Origin of the sequence: Stenotrophomonas sp. 1278 (genome assembly GCF_029892765.1) — a bacterium.
GTDB lineage: Bacteria > Pseudomonadota > Gammaproteobacteria > Xanthomonadales > Xanthomonadaceae > Stenotrophomonas > Stenotrophomonas indicatrix.
Genome location: NZ_JARXWD010000001.1, coordinates 177,729 through 200,105, shown reverse-complemented (window position 1 = coordinate 200,105; position 22,377 = coordinate 177,729). Strand labels below are relative to the sequence as shown.

Here is a 22,377-nt window from a genome sequence, read left to right as displayed (position 1 = left end):
CGCAACCACCATGTCCGATCCCAGAAACACGCCTCCGCCGCTGCCCGGTTCCGCTTCAGCACCCCCGCCCCTGCCGGCGGCGGTGCTGGACGGCCCCGGTTCGCCGCAGGATGTTCCTCCCCTGCCCGGCAGCTTCCCGCTGGATACTTCCAAGCTGCCTGAGGCCATCCGCAACGAAGTCGAGGCGCCCGACCCGGTCGCCATCGACACCGCTGCGGCCGAACTGAAAGACGGCCTCAACCGCTGCCCCAAGTGCGGCGCCACCGACATACGGCCCAAGCTGGGCACCGACATCCTGGTCTGCCTGTACTGCCGTCACCAATGGCATGGCGCGCGGGTGGAGGAGGAATTCGGGCTGGGCGAAGCCATCGACCAGCTGCGTGGCACCGTCATCGCATCGGGTGCACGCGATATCGATGCCGACACCTCCGCACTGATGACCTTCAAGTGCACCGGTTGCGGCGCCGAAGTCACGGTCAACACCGAAAGCACGATGACGGCGCGCTGCCACTGGTGCCGGCATGTGTTCGGCGTGAACGAACAGATCGCCAACGGCGCGGTGCCCGACGCCGTGCTGCCGTTCCATATCAAGAAGGAGGATGCGGTCGCGCGCATCCGCCAGTTCGTCGACAAGCGCCGGATGTTCGCGCTCAAGGCGTTCAAGGAGCAGTTCACCCCGGAAAACGTGGTGGGCGTGTACCTGCCCTACATGATCGTCGACGGCAATGTCAGCGCAGCGGTGGCTGGCAAGGGTGAGATCAAGACCCGCGAGTACACGCGTGGCACCGAGAAGAACAAGCAGACCTACTACGACGCGGATATCTACCAGGTGGAACGCCAGGTCGATTTCACCGTGGACGACCTGCCGCTGGAATCCTCTGCCGAGCGCGGCAACCTGGACACGCGCGCCAACACCAACAACATCATCAACACGATTCTGCCGTTCGACACCAAGAACGCGGTGAAGTGGAACGCCTCGTACCTGGCAGGGTTCACTTCGGAAAAGCGCAACCTGGACGTCGAAAAGCTGCGGCCGCGCCTGGAAGACCAGCTGCTGTCGATCGCCCGCGCGCAGGTGGGAGGCACGGTGCGCCGTTACGACCGTGGCGTGCGCTGGGAACAGGAGCAACTGGAAGTGCACGGCACCCGCTGGGTGGCCATGTACCTGCCGGTGTGGCTGTATTCGTACCACCAGCCCGGCAAGAACGGCGGCATGCTGCACTACATCGCGGTGAACGGCCGGACCGGTGAAACCATGGGCAGCGTGCCGGTGCAGCAGTGGAAGATGCTGCTGGCGGCGCTGACCGCAGGTACGATCATCGAAGCCCTCGCAATTGCCTTCCTGGTGGCCAGCACATGAGTGATGACAGTGGTCTTTGGTTGTTGGCCGCAGGCCCGGCCGGCGCAACTGCGCTGTACTGGGCGCTGTACCGCTTCTACCGCAATACCGACAAATCGCATTCGTTCGAGCACGAGACCGAGATCGATGCCAAGCCGGTGACCGGCTCGGATCGCCGGGTCGATTCGATCTCGGGCACGCAGGAAAAGCGGATCCGCGGCGACAACGTGTATGAGTATCGAAAGCGGGTGGCGCGGGTGAGCAGCGGAGACGATTGAACGCTCCGCCAGCGCTTCGGGGGCTGGGATCATCCCAGCCTTCGAAGCAAACCGGAACGTCAGGTGGCCGTACGTCCCGATGCCCCTCGATTCAGTCCGGCGCCACCTCTCCGTTGATCTGCTGCATCACTGAGCGCTTGCCGTCACTGGCAGGCATCGCTCGCACCAGGTTGCGCAGCAGCCGCAGGTCCTGCTGCCGGCCAAGCTCGTCGCTGAGCCGATGCAGCGCCTTGTAACGATGCCCCGAGGCGTGCAGCGACCTGCTGTGCGACACGTGCAGCTGCAGGTCGCAGGCGATATCCAGTTGCATGCGCAGCCTGCGCACGCGTCGGCGCCAGCGGTGGACCGCCACGGCACCGCCGTCGCGTTTCGCCCGTGCGGCAGCCTTGTCCACGCGGCGCCAGCTGCGCTCAAGATTCTGGCGCAGCGGGCCACGCCGCAGCTGATGCCAGGGTTGGACCGCCAACTGCTGCTGCACCACTGCCAGGACACGCAGGCGGCGTGCAAACCCCGGGTCACGCTGCAGGGTCGCCTGCAGCAACCTCTCACGACGCAGGACCAGCATCCGGATGACGCCGTTCCATCGCGGATCGGCAACCCGCTCCTGCAGTTGCCGGGCGACCTCGACCACCACATGCGCATCACGGAGGCGGGACAGGCCATCACCCAGGCGCTTCAATCCCAGGTCGGCAGCCTCGATGTCCAGCGCTGCGTGCTCCAGCAGCGCCAACAGGGACCGCAATCGGCGGATGGCCTTGCGCGCGGAATGGATGGCCGGGTGCGGGTCGGATGCCGACGACAACGCCGCAGCGATCGCGGCACACTCATGCAGCGCTCTCTGGCGAAAGGCCTCGCCGGCTTCTGCTGCGGACATCGATGTTCCCTGCCGGGATGGGAGCCGCAGTGTAGCCTGCTCCCCGTCGGGCACCGGCACCACGCAGCCGTGACGCGGCGCTGCCTAGACTTGCGCCCCTTCGCCCGTGCTGACCCCGCCACGCTGGCGCAGCACCCCTCCTCCCGCTCGAGATCAACGTGACGTCCCTGCCCTCATTTGCCACCCGCGACAGCCGGGCCACCGACAGCGTCAACATGGCACTGGCCGCCGGGGCCATCGTCGGCACCTGGTTCTGGGACGTCCAGGCCGACCAGCTCACGGTCGATGAAGCCCTGGCCCGCGCCTTCGGCCTGGACCCGGCAATGGCGCAGCGGAAACTGCACCTGCAGGACGTACTGGGCGCCGTGCATCCCGATGACCTGCCCGCGCTGTCGGCGGCGATTGAGCAGACCGTGCAGACGGGCGGGCGCTTTGCCCACCAGTACCGCGCGCGCGCCACCGATGGCAGCTACCACTGGCTGGAAAGCATCGGCAGGGTCGATCTGGATGCCCAGGGCCGCGCGCTGGGTTTCCCGGGCGTGCTGATCGACATCGATGAGCGCCTGCGCGTCGAGGCCGAGCGCGACCAGGCGCAGGCGCTGCTGCGCTCGTTCGTGGAGGCGGCACCGGGCGTGATGTATGCCAAGGACCGGCAAGGCCGGCTGCTGATCGGCAACCACGGCACCACCGAGCTGATCGGCCTGCCGCCGGGAGAATATATCGGGCGCACCGATGCCGAGCTGTTGGGCGACCCCGCCCAGGCGGCGTCGGTGATGGCGACCGACGAGCGCATCATGTCCAGCGGCAACAGCGAGCAGCTGGAGGAGGAAGTGAGCTTCCCCGATGGTCGCCGGGCCTGGTGGCTGTCGACCAAATCGCCGCTGCGCGACGCCGATGGCGCCGTGATCGGCCTGGTCGGTACGTCGCTGGACATTACCGACCGCAAGGCCGCCGAAGCCGAGCGTCGTGATATCGAAGAACGCTACCGGCTGGCCGCACAGGCCACCAACGATGCCATCTGGGATTGGCGCATCGCCGATGGCCAGGTGATCTGGAACGAAGCGCTGGCCAGCCTGTTCGGCCACACGGAAAAGAACACGACCGCGCAATGGTGGCTGCAGCACATCCACCCCGATGACCGCGCACGCATCGATCACGGCATCCACGCCGTGATAGACGGGAACGGCAGCGGCTGGACGGACGAGTACCGTTTCCAGCGCGCGGATGGCAGTTATGCGTCGGTGCTGGATCGCGGAACGGTCCTGCGCGACGCTGATGGCACCCCGCTGCGGATGATCGGGGCCATGCTGGATCTCTCCGGTCGGAAGGCCGCCGAAGCGGCGCTGGCCGACAGCGAAGAGCGCCTGCGGCTGGCCACCGAAGCAGGCGAGCAAGGGTTCTGGGACGTGGACATGGTGCAGGACGTGCTGATCTGGCCGGCGCGCACCAAGGCCATGTTCGGCATCTCCGCCGGTGCGCCGGTGACCATGGACGACTTCCGTGCCGGACTGCACCCGGACGACCGCGCGGCAACCCTGGCCGCGTTCGCCGCCGCCTGCGATCCCGAGCAACGCAAGACCTATGACGTGGAATACCGCACCGTCGGCAAGGAGGATGGCATCGTCCGCTGGGTCGCCGCCAAGGGCCGCGGCATCTTCGAGTTCGGCAGGTGCGTGCGCGTGCTGGGCGTGGCCATCGACATCACCGCGCGGAAGGCCGCCGACGCGCGCCTGCAGGAGCTGAACGGGCAGCTGGAGGCACGTGTTCGGGCCGAAGTCGCCGAGCGCCTGCGGGTGGAAGAGGCGCTTCGGCAGAGCCGCAAGATGGAGGCGGTCGGCCAGCTGACCGGTGGTATCGCCCACGACTTCAACAACATGCTGGCGACGGTGATCGGGCCGCTCGACCTGCTGGCGCTGCGCCTCGGCGACAGCGACGCGCGCGCCAGCCGGTACATTGAAATGGCCCTTGATGGCGCGCAGCGCGCCGCCCAGCTGACCCAGCGCCTGCTTGCGTTCTCGCGCCAGCAACCGCTGCAGCCGGTGGCGATGGATGCCAACCGCCTGGTGGCCGGCATGACCGACCTGCTGGTGCATTCCCTCGGCAGCAGCATCATCCTTGAAACCGCACTCGGCGCGGGCCTGTGGTGGACCCATGCCGACGCCAACCAGCTGGAGAACGTGGTCCTGAACCTGGCGGTCAACGCGCGTGATGCGATGCCCTCCGGCGGCCGATTGAAGATCGAGACCCGCAACCAGCGCGTCGACCTCGACACCGCATCGGCGCATGCCGGCGTGCCTGCAGGCGACTACGTCGTGATCGCGGTGACCGACGACGGCAACGGGATGACGCCGGAGGTGATGGCGCGCGCGTTCGATCCGTTCTTCACCACCAAGCAGGTCGGCCAGGGCACCGGGCTCGGGCTGTCGCAGGTGTATGGCTTCGTCCAGCAATCGGCCGGGCATGTGAAACTCGATTCCGCGCCCGGCAAAGGGACGCGGGTACAGGTCTACCTGCCGCGGCTGCTGGCCGACGTCGACATGCCCGCTGCCGCATCGGATGACGATGCGCCGGCCCTGCACGGCGGGCGCGAGCACATTCTCGTCGTGGACGATGATGCGGCCGTCCGCGCGTTCTCGGTCGATGCCCTCACTGAACTCGGCTATCGGGTACTGGCCGCAGATGGCGCCGCCAGCGCCTTGGCGCTGCTGCAGGCCCATCCAGAGGTCGCGCTGTTGTTTACCGACGTGGTGATGCCCGAGGTCAATGGACGGCAGCTGGCCGAGCAGGCACGCGCGCGCCATCCGCAGCTGAAGGTGCTGTTCGCCACCGGCAACAGCCGCAACGCGCTGGTCGACAACAACGTGCTGGATGCGCAGGTTCACTTGATCGGCAAACCGTTCACCATCGGCGAACTGGCCTCGCGGGTAAGGATCGCGCTGGCCGGCGATGGCTGAAGGCCACCACGCAGGTTGCGCCGCAGCCGGCAGCGGATGAATGCGCGACCGGGTCATGCTTCACCGCATGCCTACCGCGGCACCGCCATGCTGTCCCGGCATTGAATCCGCCAGCCAGCCTGCCGCAGCCAGCGAGGAGCCACGATGAGCCCACCGTCACACCTTCCCCTTTCGCGCCGGGAACTGCTGAAGTTGAGCGCGGGATCGGCCACCACCATGGCCCTGCCTGCGGTGGTCGCTGCGGCGGAGCCGGACCGGACCGGTGCACGGGCACCGGAACTGATGCAGGTGGACTTCGAGGTCAACGGAACAGCGCGATCGCTGCGGCTGGACACCCGCGTCACCCTGCTCGACGCCCTGCGTGAGCACCTGCACCTGACCGGCAGCAAGAAGGGCTGCGACCACGGCCAGTGCGGTGCCTGCACCGTGCTGGTGGACGGCCGGCGCATCAATGCCTGCCTGACGCTGGCGGTGATGCACCAGGGCGCGAAGATCACCACCATCGAAGGCCTCGGCACGCCAGACCGGCTGCACGCGATGCAGGCGGCCTTCGTCAAGCATGACGGTTTCCAGTGCGGCTACTGCACCCCGGGGCAGATCTGCTCGGCCGTCGCCGTGCTGCAGGAAATCAAGGCCGGCATACCGAGCCACGTCAGCGCCGCGTTGGACGCGCCCAGCGCCTTCACTGCCGAAGAACTGCGCGAGCGCATGAGCGGCAACATCTGCCGGTGCGGTGCCTATTCCAACATCATCGAGGCCATCCAGGACGTCGGGGAGGCCAGCGCATGAGAGCTTTCAGCTACGAGCGCGCCCGGTCTCCCGCCGAGGCGGCAGCGGCAGCGGCGCGTACCCAGGGCGCTCGGTTCATTGCCGGCGGCACCAACCTGCTGGACCTGATGAAACTGGAGATCGAGACGCCCGCCCACCTGATCGACGTCAACGGGCTGGACCTGGACACCATCGAGCCCACCAGCGAGGGAGGCCTGCGCGTCGGCGCGCTGGTACGCAATACCGATCTGGCGGCCGACCGGCGCATCCGGCGCGACTATGCGGTGCTGACCCGCGCACTGGTGTCCGGCGCATCGGGTCAACTGCGCAACAAGGCCACCACCGCCGGCAACCTGCTGCAACGCACCCGCTGCCCCTATTTCTACGACACCGCACAGCCCTGCAACAAGCGGCTGCCCGGCAGTGGCTGCGGCGCGCGCGAAGGTTTCAGCCGGCAATTGGCCGTGATCGGTGCCAGCGAGCACTGCATCGCCACCCATCCCAGCGACATGGCGGTGGCGATGATGGCGCTGGATGCATCGGTGGAGACCGTCCGCGCCGACGGATCGCGCCGGAACATCACGCTGGACGCCCTGTATCGCGCTCCTGGCCGTACGCCGCATATCGACACCGTGCTGGACAAGGGCGAGCTGATCGCCGCCGTGATCCTGCCGCCGCCCCCGGGTGGCGTGCACGTGTACCGGAAGGTACGCGACCGTGCATCGTATGCGTTCGCCCTGGTGTCGGTGGCGGCGATCCTGCGGCCCGACGGCAGCGGCCGGATCGCCCTTGGCGGTGTCGCGCACAAGCCGTGGCACAGCGCTGCGGCCGATGCGGCCCTGCCGCAGGGCGCCGGCGCCGTGATGTCGGTGCTGCTGCAGGGTGCTGCGCCCACCGCACAGAACGCCTTCAAACTGGCGCTGGCCGAACGCACATTGGCTTCCATCCTGCAGGACGTGAGGGCCGAGGCATGAAATTCGACACCCCCGCAGGCCGCAATCCGATCGATGCGCAGACCGTCATCGGCAAGCCGCACGATCGCATCGACGGCCCGTTGAAGGTCACCGGCAAGGCCACCTACGCACACGAATGGCATGACGCCACCCCGTCCGCCCCCGCCTATGGCGTGGTGGTCGGGGCGGGCATTGCCACCGGCACCGTGACCCGCATGGAGCTGGACGCAGCGCGGCGCTCGCCCGGCGTTCTGGCCATCGTCACCGCCGACACCGCCGGCCCGCTGCATCCGGTCAAGCGCAACGCCGCGCCGCTGCTGGGTGGTCCGAAGGTGCACCACTATCACCAGGCACTGGCGGTGGTGGTGGCCGAAACGTTCGAACAGGCCCGGGCTGCGGCCGGACAGATCCGCATCCGCTATGCCCCGCAGCGCGGCCACTTCGATCTGGCCGACGCCAAGCAGGCAGGCGCTTCCCTGCAGACGCCGGAGCCCGATGCGCGCGTCGGCGATTTCGAGAAGGCCTTCAGCCAGGCGGCGGTTACGCTCGATGCGACCTACCACACCCCGGACCAGTCGCACGCAATGATGGAGCCGCACGCGACGATGGCCGCCTGGGAAGGCGACCAGCTGACGGTGTGGACCTCCAACCAGATGATCGACTGGGGCCGCACCGATCTGGCCCGCACCCTGGGCATCGCCAAGGACAAGGTGCGGCTGTTGTCGCCCTACATCGGCGGCGGCTTTGGCGGAAAGCTGTTCCTGCGCTCCGATGCGCTGCTGGCTGCGCTCGCCGCACGCGCTGCCAAGCGGCCGGTGAAAGTGGCCCTGCAGCGGCCGCTGATCGCCAACAACACCACGCACCGCCCGGCCACGCTGCAGCGCATCCGGCTGGGCGCAACGCCGGAAGGAAGCCTGACCGCCATCGGTCACGAATCATGGTCGGGCAACCTGCCAGGCGGCTCGCCGGAGGAAGCGGTGCAGCAGACCCGCTTGCTGTATGCGGGGCCCAACCGCTTGGCCGCACTGCGCCTGGCCACCCTCGACCTGCCCGAAGGCAATGCCATGCGCGCGCCGGGCGAAACGCCGGGACTGATGGCGCTGGAAATCGCCATGGACGAAATGGCCATCAAGCTCGGCCTGGACCCGATCGAATTCCGTATCCGCAACGACACCCAGGTCGACCCGTCCAATCCCGAGCGCCCCTTTTCACAGCGGCAGCTGGTGCAGTGCCTGCGCACGGGCGCCGAACGGTTCGGCTGGCAGCGGCGCAGCGTCACCCCGGGCGCCGTGCGCGATGGGCGCTGGCTGGTCGGCATGGGCGTGGCCGCAGGCTTCCGCAACAACCTGGTGATGAAATCCGGCGCACGCGTGCGCCTGGCCGCTGATGGCCAGGTCACCGTGGAAACCGACATGACCGACATCGGCACCGGCAGCTACACCATCATCGGCCAGACGGCCGCGGAAATGCTCGGCGTTCCGTTGCAGCAGGTCACGGTCAAGCTGGGCGATTCCCGTTATCCCGTGGCTGCCGGTTCCGGTGGCCAGTGGGGCGCCAACAGCTCCACCGCAGGCGTCTACGCCGCATGCATGGCACTGCGTACGAAGGTCGCGCAGGCGCTGGGAATGGACCCGGCGGCAGCGCAGTTCGAAGCCGGCAGGGTGACCGCAGGGGGCCGCAGCCGCGCCCTTGCCGATGCCGCTCAGGCCGGCGAGCTGGTGGCCGAAGACAGCATCGAGTTCGACACGCTGCAGGAGAAGTACCAGCAATCCACCTTCGCCGCGCATTTCGTCGAGGTGGGCGTGGATGTGGCCTCGGGCGAAAGCCGGATCCGCCGCATGCTGGCCGTGTGCGCAGCCGGCCGCATCCTCAACCCGAAGACCGCGCGCAGCCAGGTGATCGGCGCGATGACGATGGGCATCGGCGCAGCGCTGTCGGAGGAACTGGTGGTGGATCGGCGGCTGGGGTTCTTCGTCAATCATGACCTGGCCGGCTACGAAGTACCCGTACATGCCGACGTGCCGCACCAGGAGGTGGTGTTCCTCGATGAAAGCGATGCGGTGTCGTCGCCGATGAAGGCCAAGGGCGTTGGCGAGCTGGGCCTGTGCGGCGTAAGCGCGGCAGTGGCCAACGCGGTGTACAACGCGACCGGAATCCGCGTGCGCGACTATCCACTGACCCTGGACAAGCTGCTCGCCGGCCTGCCGGACATCGCATGACCAGTGCGCTGCACCCTGCCCCGTTGGATCTGGACGGTGGCAACCCGCGCCCGGTGCTGCAGGCTGCCGCCGACGCGGCGCGAGCCCGTCGTCCGGCTGCGTTGGCAGTGGTGCTGCAGACGGAAGGGTCCAGCTACAGCCGCGCGGGCACCTGTGCGCTGTTCGAACCGGGTCGACAGGTGGGCTGGCTGAGTGGCGGCTGCCTGGAACCGGAGCTGGCGCGACAGGCCGCCAACGCGGTGGATGCCGGGCGCATTGCATGGATGGAGATCGACAGCCGAGACGACGCTGCGCTGTTCTCCGGCAATGCCACCGGATGCCGGGGTCGCCAGTGGCTGGCACTGCTTCCGTTGCCGCAGCTCGGCGGCATCGAACAGCTTCTCGATGCGTGGCTGCAAGGGCCGCACACGCTGCACCTGGCACTGCAGGCTGATGGCCGGCTGGACGCCCGCTGCGCCGGCTTCACCTTCACCCGCACGGTGCCCCCGGCCGCCCTGCAGCCGCTGGACGGCAGCCACCGCTGGCGGCTGCAGTGGCACCGGTCGCCTGTCGTGCACGTGCACGGAGCAGGCCCGGAGGCCGCGCTTCTGCTACCCCTGCTGGACCAGCTGGGCTGGTGCGCGCATGTCGAGGAGCCGCGACCCCGTTGGCGCGAGCACCTGCCCCTTGCCGCTGGTTCGTATTCTTCTTCAGCTGCCGCCGGCGCGGCCGATGCCGCACTCGTGATGCATCACAATTTCGAGCTCGACCGTGACGCGCTCGAACGGCTGGCAGGCTCGCGCGTGCCCTTCATCGGGCTGTTGGGGCCACGCCGTCGCAAGGACGACCTTTTCAGCGTACTGGATACCCATACGCGCCGTGCGCTGGAACCGCGCCTGCGCTCACCGATCGGCCTGCCCCTGGGCGGACGTGGTCCCGAAGCGATTGCCTTGAGCATTGCCGCGCAGCTGCAGGCATGGCGGCACGGAACGCCCCTGGCCACGCCATGACCGGGCATGCGGCCGTGGTGCTCGCAGCCGGGTGCAGCCAGCGCCTGGGGCAGCCCAAGCAGCTGCTGCGCGCGGGCGGAGAGACGCTGTTGCGACGCAGCGTGCGGCTGGCGCTGGAAACCTTGCCGGACACGCTGGTGGTGGTACTGCCCCAGCACCCCCGCTTCGAAGAAGAACTGCACGGTCTGCCGGCACAGCGGCTGCGCAATCCCAACCCCGGGCTCGGCATCGGCGGCAGCCTGTCGCTGGCCGCTACCCACGTGCACAGCGCCGCCAGGGTGCTGGTGATGATCTGCGATCAACCGACGCTGCGCGTGGAGCACCTGCGTGCGCTGCTGGGCGCGGCAACCGCTGCGCCGTCCGGCTGCGCGGCCACGGTACTGGGCGACACCATCGGCGTGCCGGCGGTGGTGCCGGGCACTTGGTTTGCCGGCACAGGACCGCAACCTGCAGACGGGGGATTTGGCCGGCGGCTGCGGCAGACCGAAGGCATTGCGCGCTGCTCCGGCGCCGGGCTGGAATGCGATATCGATACCCCCGAAGACCTGCGCCGCGCGCGCGCGCTCGGCTGGCTGGATCCTGCGTCCGCCTGAGGGCGGCGGCAGTTGAACTGGCCAGGCCGCGCTGCGCGGGCGCTCGGCATACACGCTGCGCGGACGCTCCGCCGCGCAGGATGGAGCGCCCGCTACCTGCCAGCGTTCCCGCACATGGCCGCACCCTCAGGCTCCCGCCTTGTCATCTACGCCGCGCTGGCCGGCAACCTCGCCATCGCCGTTGCCAAGTTCATCGCCGCCGGCCTGTCCGGCAGTTCGGCGATGCTCAGCGAAGGCGTGCATTCGCTGGTCGATACCCTCAACGAGGTGCTGCTGCTGTACGGTCTGCGCCGTGCCGAAAAGGCTCCCGACACCCTGCACCCGTTCGGCTACGGCCGCGAGCTGTACTTCTGGAGCTTCATCGTCGCCCTGCTGGTCTTTGCCGCCGGCGCCGGGGTGTCGGCCTATGAGGGCATCCAGCACATCCGCCAGCCGGAACCGGCCACCAACCACGCCATCAGCTACAGCGTGCTGGGCATTTCCATCCTGTTCGAAGGCGCCTCCTGGTGGGTTGCACTGCGCGAGTTCCGGCGCAGCAAGGGCACGCTGGGCTATTTCGAGGCGTTCCGCCGCAGCAAGGACCCCTCCACCTTCACCGTACTGCTGGAGGACAGTGCCGCCCTGCTCGGCCTCGGCTTTGCCCTGGTCGGGTTGCTGGCCGCGCAGCTGCTGGAAATGCCGATACTGGATGGGGTCGCCTCGTTGTGCATTGCCGGCGTGCTGGCGCTGACCGCATTCCTGCTGGCGCGGGAAACCAAGGGCCTGCTGGTAGGCGAACCTGCGCACCCGGCCGTTGCCCAACGCATCATGGCGGTGGCCGTGACCGATCCGGACCTGCGCCGTGCCAATGGCGTGACCACCATGCAGATGGGCCCGGAGCAGGTGGTGGCCATGCTCAGTGCCGAATTCGAGGACGACCGCACCACCCCGCAGATCGAAGCCTGCATCACCCGCATCGAGGGTGCGGTGAAGCAGGAGTTCCCGGAACTGGTGGCGCTGTTCGTGAAACCGCAGACGCCGGAAGTCTTCGCCAGACGGCGCGCGGCGCTGGCTGACCCGGAGTGAATCAATGGCGGCGGCTTCACCCGCTGCACGCCACACTGAAGCAGGCTTGGGAAGCGAGCACTGCCGCAACATGATGGATTGGCTGCCGGATACCTGGATACCGATACCCCGCACCTTCTACCGGCGCCCGTCGACGGTGGTTGCACCGGACCTGCTCAACAAGCTGCTGGTGCGCAGCGACGGCCGTGCAGCGCGTATCGTCGAAGTCGAAGCCTACGCCGGCAGTGAGGATCCGGCTGCCCATTCGTATCGTGGCAGAACCGCACGCAACGCCAGCATGTTTGGCGAGGCCGGGCACCTGTACGTGTATTTCACCTACGGCATGCACTGGGGCAGCAATGTGGTCTGCGGCGAGGTCGGCGAGGGTGTTGCGGTACTGCTGCGCGCGGCAGAGCCGGTTGCCGGACAGGAACGGATGTACCCGCTGCGGCCAGCTGCCCGCCACGATCACGACCTCGCCAGCGGTCCCGGCAAACTGTCGCAGGCGTTCGGCCTGGACCGGCGCGTTGATGGCGCCGATCTGGTCACCGCCAGCCACGGCATCACCCTCGTGGATGACGGCACGCGGCCCCCCGATGATCCGGTGGTAGGCCCACGCATCGGCATCACCCGGGCAGTGGATTTTCCTTGGCGCTGGCATGTTCGCGATCATCGTCACGTTTCAGTGCGCCCTGCCCGTGCCTCAACGCGAAGGAGCCCCCGATGACACCTCTCGACAAACCGCTGCGCCGTGAACTGACCATCGCCGGCCAGGCCTATACGCTGACCCTGGACCCGAGCGGACTGAAGCTGGTCGAGAAGGGACGGCGGAAGGGCCTGGAGCTGCGCTGGGAAGACCTCGTCTCCGGGGACGCCGCGTTGGCCAGCGCCCTGCAGGCGTCCCTGCAACAGCCATGAGCGGGCGCATCACGACGGCGTCACTGCCGTACGCAGGGCGCTAACAGACCGGGTACTAGCGTGGACAGCCATGGATGAGGCCACCCGACTTCGCGAAATCGAACGGCTGGGCGTGCTCGATACGCCGCCCGAGCCGGTGTTCGATGCCATCGTCGCCGCCGCGCGCGCCGCCACCGGCATGCCCATCGGCCTGGTCTCCATCGTTGCCGAACAACGGCAATGGTTCAAATCCAGCATCGGCCTGGGCGATGTCAGCGAAACGCCGCGCTCCATCTCGTTCTGTACCTACGCCATCGAACAGGACGCGCTGCTGGAGATTCCGGATGCGCGGCAGGATCCGCGCTTCGCCCACAACCCGTTGGTCACCGCCGGGCCCAGGGTGCGCCACTATGCCGGCATCCCTTTGGCCACTGCCCATGGCGCGCGCATCGGCACGCTGTGCCTGCTCGACACCCTGCCTGGCGTGCTGTCACCGTCGCAACGTGAGCTGATGGTCCATCTTGGCCGGGTTACCACCCAGGTGCTGGAGCAGCGCAGTGCGCTGTTGCGGCAGATCGACCAGGCACAGGCGCTGCATCGCGATCTCAAGCGCAGCGAGGACTTCCTGGAACGTACCAACACTGCCGCCAAGGTCGGCGGCTGGGAGCTGGAGCTGGCCACCCGCGAAGTGCGCTGGACGCGCGAGACCAAGCAGATCCACGGCGTGCGTTCCAGCTACCAGCCGACATTCGAATCGGCCTTGTCGTTCTATCGTCCGGACAGCCGCAGCATCATCCAGGCGGCGGTGCAGCGCTGCACCGAACAGGGCACGCCCTGGGAAGTGCAGCTGCCGATGACCACCGCCGATGGCCGCAGCATCTGGACCCGCGTGGTGGGCACCCGGCAACAGGTGGAGGGCCTGCCACGGCTGGTCGGTGCCATCCAGGACATCACCGAAGAACGCGCGGTGGTGGACGCGCTGGAAGCCAGCGAGGTGCGTTATCGCCGTCTCTTCCACTACAGCCTGGGCCTGATCTGCACGCACACGCTGGACGGCACCGTGACATCGGTGAATCCGGCAGCCGTGCAGTCGCTGGGCTACCCGGAAAGCGAGATGGTTGGCCGCAGCCTGTGCGACGTGATGCCGCCGGAAAAGCGCGAGGCGTTCAAGGCCTACCTGCGGCGCATCGAAGCCAACCATACCGACGCAGGCGTGATCGAACTGCTCGCCGCCGATGGCACCCGCCGCTACTGGGCCTACAACAACGTACTGGACACCGAGACCCATCCCCCGTTTGTGCTCGGCCACGCCCAGGACGTGACCGCGCTGCGCCTGCAGGAAGAGCGCTTGCGCGAACTGTCGCTGAAGGATCCGCTGACCCAGTGCCACAACCGCCGGTACCTGCATCGGCTCGACGACGTCGCCTCACGGTCGTGGGCCTGCCTGGTGTTCGACCTGGATCACTTCAAACAGGTCAACGACACCCTGGGGCACCGTCGTGGCGACACGGTGCTGGTCGAGTTCGCCGACTTCCTGCGCGCGCCGCTGCAGGCCAATGAGGCGGCAGTGCGGTTGGGCGGAGACGAGTTCTTGGTGGCGCTGATCGAACCGGCGGCCGGGCGGCTGGCTGCGCTGGAAGCCTGGTATGCGGGCAACGCCGCGCGTGCTCCCACCGCGTTCTCGATGGGCGCCGCCGTCAACGTCCCCGGCGAACCCGTGGCGGAAACCATCCACAAGGCCGACAGCCGGCTGTATCGCACGCGGGCCAGGGTACGTCGCGAGATGCGTCCGCCGGGCAGCGCCGACTAGCGGGTAACGGTGACCCACACAGGGGCATGATCGCTGGCCTTCTCCTGCAGCCGCACCCAACGATCGACACCGGCATCCTCAAGCCCTTTGGCCAGTACCGGGTTCAGCAGCAGATGATCGATGCGCAGGCCGCGATCGCGTTCGGCGTGCTGGCGGAAATAGTCCCAGAAGGTGTAGATGCGCTGGTCGCCATGAACCGCGCGCAGGGCGTCGGTCCACCCCTGCGCCAGCAGCTGCTGGAAGGCATCGCGGACCTCCGGCTGCATGAGCGCATCGCGCCGCCACGAGGCCGGGTCGTACACATCCTCGTCGTCTGGAATGACATTGAAATCCCCCAGCAACAGTGCCGGGTGCGGAAGATCGACCAGGGTGCGCGCATGGCGGATCAGCCGCTGCATCCATCGCAGCTTGTAGTCGAACTTCAGCCCCGGCTGGGGATTGCCGTTGGGCAGGTACAGCGCCGCAACCACAACGCCATGCACACCAGCTTCCAGGTACCGGCTCTGCGTATCGGCCGGTTCGCCGGGCAGGCGACGCCGGCTTTCGATCGGCATGGCATCGCGGGCCAGTATCGCCACCCCGTTCCAGCGCGCCTCACCCAGCCACAGCGCGCCATACCCTGCCCGCTCCAGCGCGTCGACTGGAAAGGCGGCATCGACCGCCTTCAGCTCCTGCAGTGCCACCACGTCGGGCGCTTCACGCTGCAACCAGGACAGCAGATGCGGCAAGCGCGTGCCGATGCCATTGACGTTGAACGTGGCAATGCGCAGTGTCTTGCGGCGAGCCATTGCGGAAGTACCCGAGCGGCGGGTCTGCAGTATTGGCGAGGCGGCATGCAGGCAGCGTGGAGGACGCCGCACGCAGGATCACGGCGTTGCCGGGCCCGTCCCTGGCAGGAAGTTCGCCATCCGCTCCAGCTCGTCCTCCAGCGCATTGCTGAATGCCACGTCCCTTGGTGCGCTGCCGTCGACATAACCGAAGCTGGGCTGCAGCTGCCCATCCTTCGCCGCGACATTGGCCCAGCCGATCACCTGGTCGCGCCACAACAGCGGCAGCGCGTAGTAGCCGAAGCGACGCTTGGCCGCCGGGGTGTAGGCCTCGAACCGGTACACCCAGCCCCAGAGCAGTTCGAACCGTCGCCGATCCCAGGCCACCGGATCGAACGGTGCGAGCAGCCGCACCTGTTCATCGGCCTGGTATCTCCGCGAACGGGGGTTCTCGTCGGCCGGCCAGTACCAGGTGGTTCCATCGATGCTGCAGCCCGCCAGCTGCTCGCGCGCCAACCGCAGTGCCTGCTGGATCTCCTCCGCCAGATGCGGTGCGCCGTAGCCCAGCAGCCGCGCCAGATAGGTGAGGCTCGCCGAAGGCAACGGCGCGTACTTGCGCACCACCAGATCGATCAGTGCGGTGGCACGCTGCAGGCGTGCGGCCTTGCCGCCATCGGCCGGGGCATGTGCCGCAACCGCATAGATGCGGGTACCGCTGTCACGACGATGGATGCGCAGCATGCCGCGATAGTGCATGCCATCCAGCAGGTGGGTGCTGGCATTGCTGGTGCCGCCCCAGTAGTTGGTCACCCGGCCATGCGCGAACGCCTGGTCGACTTCGCGCGGATGCACCGCACCCCGCTCCTGCACGAACGCCAGCACGTCGGCCGCCTTGCGCCGCGTGCTCGCGTCCCATGGCCTGCGGGACACCCGGGGATGCATCAGGGACAGGTGTTCACGCGGCAGGAAGCCGTAGTTGACCAGGAAGTCTTCCTCGATCGGCAGTCGGCTGTAGCGGCGCTCCAGATCCCCGGCCCGGTAGCCCTTCACCCGGTGCCGCAGGGTCAGGTCCTGGGCGCGTGCGGGCGCACGGATGGGGTCGGCCTGCACGAAGCCCAGCCGACGGATCGCTGTCAGCAACGTGGTAGGCGTGAACAGCGTGCGGGCTACGGCGTAGCGGCGCAGATCATCGAGGGTCGGCGAGGTCGGCATGGGCCGATTGTAGGACTGCCGGCTGCCCCGCTGCAGGACGTCATCCGCGCAAGGCGCGCCTGGCCTTACTCGGCCACGATACGGGCATCGTCACCGGTGCCGTCCACGATGACCCGGCTGCCGACCTGCAGGCCTGCGACCTGTTCACGCAACTGCGTGGTTGACAGCACACGACCCTCGTCCAGGCGCACCTTCACCATGTAGCGGGTGGTGGGGCCTTCGCCGGCGATCTTCTCGCCGATGGAGCCACCGATCTTGTCGCCACTGTTGGCGGCGACATTGGTGACCACATAGCCTGCTTCGGTCTGCCCGGCACTGCTGAGGCCGACACCCGCCAGAACACCGCCGATCTTGCCCAGCCGCTCGCCGATGCTGCGACCGCGCTTGGTGCGTTCGGAGGTATCCTCGCCTCGATTCTCGATCGGCTGCATGTCTTCGACCACCCCATGCCGAGGCTTGGCCCAGGCCGTCGGCATCAACAGTGATGCGCCGATCGCCAGGGCCAGCAGTCCGGCAACACGGAAGGGGGTGTGCTGTCTCATGTCAGTGTCCTTGGTTGCGGGAAGCGGTCGGGGTTGACCTGCCTGGGCGACGCGCGTCCGGGCCGACGATATCGGTATCGCAATGGGGCCCGCGGTGCTGCCAGCGCCGTACCACGCCATCACGGTCGGCGATGTAGGTGATGTCGCAGCGGTGTTGCTCGGCATGGTGCACGTCCTCGACGATGATCGGTGCGAACACCGGACGCTCGCCGCTGGTACCGGTCGGTTCCATGTACAGGAACTCGCCACCGCCCACCTTCACCTGCTCGGTGTAGGCCGGTACGACCGTGCGCCAGGTGTAGCGTGTTTCCAGCGTTGCATCGTCTTCCTCGATCTGCACCCGGCCGCCATCCACGCGCAGCTGCATCAACAGCTGCGATGCCTCGCGCCCGATCCATCCATCGGCGCTCGCTCTGGCGGCGGCGCCCAGCGTCTGCGCGCCTGCAGCACCGGCCGCAGCCAGCAGGGCGCAGGCGAGAGCGCCCGGCAGGAATCCTTTCATGTGCACTCGAACAGCTCCCGGCTGGGGATGTATCGCGCGCGCCTGCCTTCCCCAGCAGAACACGCCATCCAATAGTGTCGCTATCGCCTCAGTCTAGGCCTCGAACACCCAGGCAACCATCGGAAACGTCCACGAAACTGCGTAGGGAAATTCCTAGAAGCGGCGTCTCGGGATCTGCGACTGGCCGCACCGCCAGCGCTCGCTGCGCACCGGATCCGCTGGCCCGCCGCTTACAATCTCCCCAGCAGGCCACAGCCAAGGGAATCGCGTGCCACCGTTCAACCTGTTCCAGCGCCTGTCGCAGGCGCCGACCAACCCGCGCACCGACACTACACCGCGCACATTCGATGTGGCCGAGCTGTACGAAGGGCCGGTGCGCCTGCAGGACGATGCAGCCGCCGCGCCGCTGCGGCTGGACGAGAAACTGCGCCAGGCCTACTTCTGGATCGTCAACAACGCGATCATCAGCCCGCACTACGACATCGAGTACCACGAAGGCCCCTCCGCCTCGTTCGCGGTGGGTGACACACGGCGGCCGCTGACCCTGCCATCGGCGCAGAGCTATTCCAGTTACGTGCTGCTGCCGCTGCTGACCTTCGCCACCCGCCGCAAGTGCCTGTTCGTGGGTGGGCCAGGGCGCGGCAAGACCGCCAGCGCGATCCTGATGGGCGTCCTGGCCGGCTATCCGGTCCGCGAGGTGCGCCGGGCGATGCAGCACGGGCACCCGCAGATGACCATCGCCGATCTGCTCGGCAACCCCCTGCCCGCCGACCTGGTGGCCGCGCAGGACATGGCGGACATCCGCATTGCCTGGCGGTCATGGCTGGGGATGCGGGTGAAGATCATCGACGAATACAACCGCATTCCCACCCGCACGCAGAGCGCGCTGCTGACGGTGATGGGCGACAACTACGCCGAGATCCTCAACCACGTCTACGAATGCCCGGAATCGGCCTGGTACCTGACCGCCAATGATGATCGCGGCGGCGGTACCTACCAGGTGATCGAAGCCCTGCGCGACCGCATCGACGTGGTGGTGCAGGCACTGGCATTCAACCCGCGGTTCCTGGAAGAGATGCTGCTGCGCATCGAGCAGGACATCCGCCCGGAAGAGGTCGTGCCGCGTGACATCATCTTCAGCGAGGCCGAGGGCGACCAGCTGCTGCAGGAGATCCGCGCGGTCGACGTACCGCAGGACGTGCGCCGCCGCATCGAATTCTTCAGCAGCCAGTTCGAGCTGATGGAAACCGCCGGCGCCCAGTTCGAGTACCTGACCAAGGATACCGTGCGCCTGGCCGGCACCGAATGGGCGCAGGCAACCGCTGCCGACAGCGGCCGCGATCGCATGAAGGACCTGGGTTGCCAGACCCGCAACGGCCTGTCGGTGCGCAACCTGATGACCCTGCTGATGTTCGCCAAGGCCATGGCGTACTTCCGCGGCAGCCCTGCCGTTGCCCTGGAGGATGTGCGCCAGGTACTGCCCTTCGTGCTGAACGACAAGCTGCAACCGGATCTTGATGCTCCCTTCTTCGCCCTGCCGGAGAATGCGCCCTATCGCAGCGATCGGCTCAGCTGGCTGCGCTGGCTGCTCGATGCCTCCAATGCCGAATATGACCAGCTGGATCTGGATCGCGACGATCCGGTGGGCGAGCTGTCGGCACAGTTCCAGCAGGGCCTGGATGGGATGACCGAGACGGAAACGCGCAAGCGCCTGACCCGCATCGAGCGTCTGGTGGACGAACGGGTGAAGGGACGCAAGCTGTACGGCCATCTGTACGACGACCTGCTGAAGCTGAAGTACCTGCACCAGCGCTACACCAACTACCTGCATTGGCTGCGGGCACGCTGATCGTGGTTTCCGCCGTTCTCGCCGAGCTGCTGGCCGCGCGCCGTTCCGTGCTGAACCAGGCCGTGGCCGATGCCCGCCACCGCTGGCCCGGCCTGGACATGGCCGCCTTCAGCGCGTTCGTCATCCAGACCATCGACCCCCTCTGCCAGGCCATCCAGCGCCACCACCCGTCGGCAACGCAGAGCACGTGCGAGGCCGCCTTCGAGATCGGTCTGGAGCTGGTGGCGCAGGGCCATGCCGGCCCGAAGGCGCGTCTCCCGTGGGTCGAGCAGGCCTGGCGCTCGCTGGCCCCGGCCCTCGCCCCGTTGCTGGCCCACGCTCCGCGCGAGACCCTCGGCACCATCAGCAATGCGGTGGTGCGGCTGGGCGCCAGTCCGGACGTTCGCGTCGCGCAGTGGATCGATGCGATGGCCGCGCATGCAGGCGGGTGTACATCCTTGCCGGAACTGCGCGACATCGGGGCGCTCTGTGCCTGGCAGGCGGGGATGGTGCAGCTGCGCCGCCCTGCCCTTGCCCGTATCGATGCCCTGCCCACGAATACGGTCGCCGCCGTGCTGGGCATCGATGCGGGTGATCTGGCCTCGGTCCGGGTCCAGCTTGAGCAGGACCGCTGGTGGAATCCGCGGCAGGGCAGCGTCGACCTGCGCGGGCATCGTGTCGGCAGCTTCAGCGGCCTGGACGGCGCGTTTCCGGCACCGCCACAGGTTCGTGCAGCGACCGAGGGCTTCGTGGTCGAAAGTGCAGGCGGGTACTTCCTGCTGCTCGCCGATGCCTTCGGTGCCGTCCTGCTGCCTGCCAGCGCCGCCGAATACGCAGCGGGCAGCAGCAGCGGACCGGCGCCGGATGTGACCGCCCGCTTGGGCGTGCAGTGGATGGCGCCGGCGTTGTCCAAGGACGACCTGTGTGCCGTCTCCGGTGCGTCGGGCATCGCCCTGTTCTCGCCGTGGTCGCACCATGTGCACGTGTTGCCACCCCAATGAGTGCCCCGGTCGCTGATCCGCTGCAGCCCTGGCGCGAGGCCTGGCCACAGGCACTGGCCACATGGAGCCGTTTCACCCGGCTGCAGGACCCGAAGCTGTGCCATTCGCGCATGCAGGCGGCCGCCGAGGGCCTGACCGGCAGCTTCGCGGCCATCCGCCTCGCCGACCAGCGCATCGTCATCGACCTGGAAGAAGTACAGCGCCTGCAGCTGCAACCCTACGCGCTGGAGATCCTCGCCCACGAGATCGGCCACCACGTGCTGGCGCCTGCCACCGCCAGCGACCATGCACGGCTGCTGGCGCGCATCCGCCGTGCGCTGCCGACGCTGGAAGCGCATGCACCGATGGTCGCCAACCTCTACACCGACCTGCTCATCAACGATCGCCTGCAGCGCCAGAGCGGGCTGCGCATGGATGCGATCTATCGACGCCTGGCCGGACAACCGGCGCAGGCCAGCTCGCCGGTCTGGCAGCTGTACATGGGCATCTACGAGGAACTGTGGCAGCAGCCGCGCGGCACGCTGGGGGGCTCGACCGACGACAGCGCATTGCAGGGCGATGCCTGGCTCGGTGCACGCGTCGTGCGCGTCTACGCCAGCGACTGGATGATCGGCGCTGGCCGCTTCGCCACGCTGCTGCTGCCCTGGCTGCTGGAATCACAGCAGGATGCGCGGGTGGATGCCCTGATGGATACCCGGCACGCCGGCCAGGGAAGCCAACCGGTCGGCCTTGGGCAACTGGAGGACGACGAGCTGGCGCCGGCGCCGCACCCTGCATCCGACCCACGCATCACCGGCGATGAGCGCGGCGGCGGCGCACCGCAGAAGAGCGATCTGCCTGCGGATGCGCTCGCTGGGGACCCTGCGCACTCTGCAGGACAGATGCGCGAGCCGTTCGAGTACGGGCAGATCCTGCGCGCGGCCGGCCTGGACCTGGATGACCATCAGATCGCCGTGCGTTACTACCGCGAGCGCGCGCTGCCACACCTGATCCGCTATCCGTCGCGGCCGCAGCCGCAGGCCCAGGAGCCGCTGCCGGAGGGGCTGCAGCCCTGGGAAGCCGGCGATGCACTGGACGCAGTGGACTGGCTGCAATCGGTGCTGCAGTCACCCCATGTGATTCCCGGGCTGACGACGGTACAGCGTGTGCACGGGCTGGCACCCGGCCGTGAACCCGCTGTCGAACCGGTGGACCTGGATCTGTACGTGGACAGTTCTGGTTCGATGCCCAACCCGCAGGCATGGACCTCGTTCCTGACCCTGGCCGGCGCCATCATCGCGCTGTCGGCGCTGCGCGTGGGTGCACGCGTACAGGCCACGCTGTGGAGCGGCACCGGGCAGCACCTGCACACCGACGGCTTCGTGCGTTCGGAAGACGACATCCTCAAGGTGCTTACCGGCTATTTCGGTGGCGCCACCGCGTTTCCGATCCACCGGTTGCGTGACACCTACGCAGAGCGTCCGCCGCATGCACGGGCGGTGCATATCCTGCACATCTCCGACGACGGCATCACCACGATGTTCGACAAGGATGAGCGCGGCAACAGCGGCTGGGACGTGGCCGCCAAAGCGCTGCGTGTGGCCGGCGGTGGCGGCACCATGGCACTGAACCTGTTCAGCCCGCTGCCGTCCCGCATCGCCAATGCCGGCAACGCGGGATGGACCGGCGATCTGCTGCGCGCACGCGACGCGGGATGGAACATCCATGTGGTGCGCGACATGGCCGACCTGCTGCAGTTCGCGCGCGCCTTCAGCCAGCAGCACTACGGCCCTGGCGGCATGCGCGTGCAGTGATGATCGTGCTCTGC

General features: G+C 67.9%; 20 protein-coding genes. 15 read left to right on the top strand and 5 right to left on the bottom strand.

From position 1 onward, the window contains the following. Positions 1-10: 10 nt before the first annotated feature. Both M2299_RS00905 and M2299_RS00900 read left to right on the top strand, forming a co-directional pair. On the top strand, positions 11-1,360 hold the full coding sequence (locus M2299_RS00905; RefSeq protein WP_280883667.1) for a TFIIB-type zinc ribbon-containing protein: 1,350 nt from the start codon (positions 11-13) through the stop codon (positions 1,358-1,360). Continuing rightward, positions 1,357-1,617: a hypothetical protein gene (locus M2299_RS00900; protein ID WP_025874461.1), complete on the top strand. Its 261-nt coding sequence runs from the start codon at positions 1,357-1,359 to the stop codon at positions 1,615-1,617. Before M2299_RS00905 ends, M2299_RS00900 begins: the two co-directional genes overlap by 4 nt. Positions 1,618-1,708: 91 nt before the next feature. On the opposite strand, the gene M2299_RS00895 is transcribed toward M2299_RS00900, so the two are convergent. After that, a complete protein-coding gene (locus M2299_RS00895) occupies positions 1,709-2,491 on the bottom strand; it encodes a CHAD domain-containing protein (protein ID WP_280883666.1) in 783 nt (260 codons plus the stop codon). 158 nt (positions 2,492-2,649) lie between these two features. Between M2299_RS00895 and M2299_RS00890 the strand changes: the two genes are divergently transcribed. From M2299_RS00890 to M2299_RS00845, 10 genes are all read left to right on the top strand, one after another. Next, a complete protein-coding gene (locus M2299_RS00890; RefSeq protein WP_280883665.1) occupies positions 2,650-5,445 on the top strand; it encodes a PAS domain-containing protein in 2,796 nt (931 codons plus the stop codon). 144 nt (positions 5,446-5,589) lie between these two features. Continuing rightward, positions 5,590-6,234 (top strand): aldehyde dehydrogenase iron-sulfur subunit PaoA, encoded by a 645-nt coding sequence (paoA, locus tag M2299_RS00885; protein WP_032974655.1) that lies wholly within the window; start codon positions 5,590-5,592, stop codon positions 6,232-6,234. Next, positions 6,231-7,187: a xanthine dehydrogenase family protein subunit M gene (locus M2299_RS00880; RefSeq protein ID WP_223485648.1), complete on the top strand. Its 957-nt coding sequence runs from the start codon at positions 6,231-6,233 to the stop codon at positions 7,185-7,187. The genes paoA and M2299_RS00880 overlap by 4 nt, the downstream gene beginning before the upstream one ends. After that, positions 7,184-9,385 carry an aldehyde oxidoreductase molybdenum-binding subunit PaoC gene (gene paoC / locus M2299_RS00875; RefSeq protein WP_280883664.1) on the top strand — a complete coding sequence of 734 codons (2,202 nt, stop codon included), beginning with the start codon at positions 7,184-7,186 and terminating at the stop codon, positions 9,383-9,385. The genes M2299_RS00880 and paoC overlap by 4 nt, the downstream gene beginning before the upstream one ends. Next, entirely contained in the window at positions 9,382-10,374 is a 993-nt protein-coding gene (locus M2299_RS00870) for an XdhC/CoxI family protein (RefSeq protein ID WP_280883663.1), read from the top strand. Before paoC ends, M2299_RS00870 begins: the two co-directional genes overlap by 4 nt. Beyond that, on the top strand, positions 10,371-10,967 hold the full coding sequence (locus M2299_RS00865) for a nucleotidyltransferase family protein (RefSeq protein ID WP_280883662.1): 597 nt from the start codon (positions 10,371-10,373) through the stop codon (positions 10,965-10,967). The genes M2299_RS00870 and M2299_RS00865 overlap by 4 nt, the downstream gene beginning before the upstream one ends. Before the next feature lie 114 nt (positions 10,968-11,081). Next, entirely contained in the window at positions 11,082-12,032 is a 951-nt protein-coding gene (locus M2299_RS00860) for a cation diffusion facilitator family transporter (RefSeq protein WP_100436362.1), read from the top strand. A 70-nt stretch (positions 12,033-12,102) separates the two neighbouring features. Next, on the top strand, positions 12,103-12,738 hold the full coding sequence (locus M2299_RS00855; protein ID WP_033831185.1) for a DNA-3-methyladenine glycosylase: 636 nt from the start codon (positions 12,103-12,105) through the stop codon (positions 12,736-12,738). Next, a complete protein-coding gene (locus tag M2299_RS00850) occupies positions 12,735-12,929 on the top strand; it encodes a hypothetical protein (RefSeq protein WP_025874451.1) in 195 nt (64 codons plus the stop codon). The genes M2299_RS00855 and M2299_RS00850 overlap by 4 nt, the downstream gene beginning before the upstream one ends. A 70-nt stretch (positions 12,930-12,999) precedes the next feature. Then, positions 13,000-14,718, top strand: a complete 1,719-nt coding sequence (locus M2299_RS00845) for a PAS domain S-box protein (protein WP_100436365.1) — start codon at positions 13,000-13,002, stop codon at positions 14,716-14,718. On the opposite strand, the gene xth is transcribed toward M2299_RS00845, so the two are convergent. The 4 genes from xth to M2299_RS00825 form a co-directional block, all read right to left on the bottom strand. Then, a complete protein-coding gene (gene xth, locus M2299_RS00840) occupies positions 14,715-15,506 on the bottom strand; it encodes an exodeoxyribonuclease III (RefSeq protein WP_100436366.1) in 792 nt (263 codons plus the stop codon). The genes M2299_RS00845 and xth overlap by 4 nt on opposite strands. A gap of 78 nt (positions 15,507-15,584) precedes the next feature. Then, positions 15,585-16,697, bottom strand: coding sequence for a crosslink repair DNA glycosylase YcaQ family protein (locus tag M2299_RS00835; RefSeq protein WP_099842561.1), 1,113 nt, complete (start codon positions 16,695-16,697; stop codon positions 15,585-15,587). A gap of 65 nt (positions 16,698-16,762) precedes the next feature. Continuing rightward, a complete protein-coding gene (locus M2299_RS00830; protein WP_051501603.1) occupies positions 16,763-17,239 on the bottom strand; it encodes a hypothetical protein in 477 nt (158 codons plus the stop codon). A gap of 1 nt (position 17,240) precedes the next feature. Continuing rightward, entirely contained in the window at positions 17,241-17,741 is a 501-nt protein-coding gene (locus M2299_RS00825; protein ID WP_025874446.1) for a hypothetical protein, read from the bottom strand. Between the two features lie 268 nt (positions 17,742-18,009). Here M2299_RS00825 and M2299_RS00820 point away from each other — a divergent pair, with 268 nt between their 5' ends. Genes M2299_RS00820 through M2299_RS00810 form a run of 3 tightly spaced genes read left to right on the top strand, consistent with a single transcriptional unit; the run spans position 18,010 to position 22,363 of the window. Then, complete coding sequence (locus M2299_RS00820; RefSeq protein WP_280883661.1) at positions 18,010-19,590, top strand: AAA family ATPase; 1,581 nt, start codon at positions 18,010-18,012, stop codon at positions 19,588-19,590. A gap of 2 nt (positions 19,591-19,592) precedes the next feature. Then, complete coding sequence (locus M2299_RS00815; protein ID WP_280883660.1) at positions 19,593-20,570, top strand: hypothetical protein; 978 nt, start codon at positions 19,593-19,595, stop codon at positions 20,568-20,570. Continuing rightward, the gene (locus M2299_RS00810) at positions 20,567-22,363 is read left to right on the top strand and encodes a hypothetical protein (protein ID WP_280883659.1); all 1,797 of its coding nucleotides are present in this window, start codon (positions 20,567-20,569) and stop codon (positions 22,361-22,363) included. Before M2299_RS00815 ends, M2299_RS00810 begins: the two co-directional genes overlap by 4 nt. Positions 22,364-22,377 lie beyond the last annotated feature (14 nt).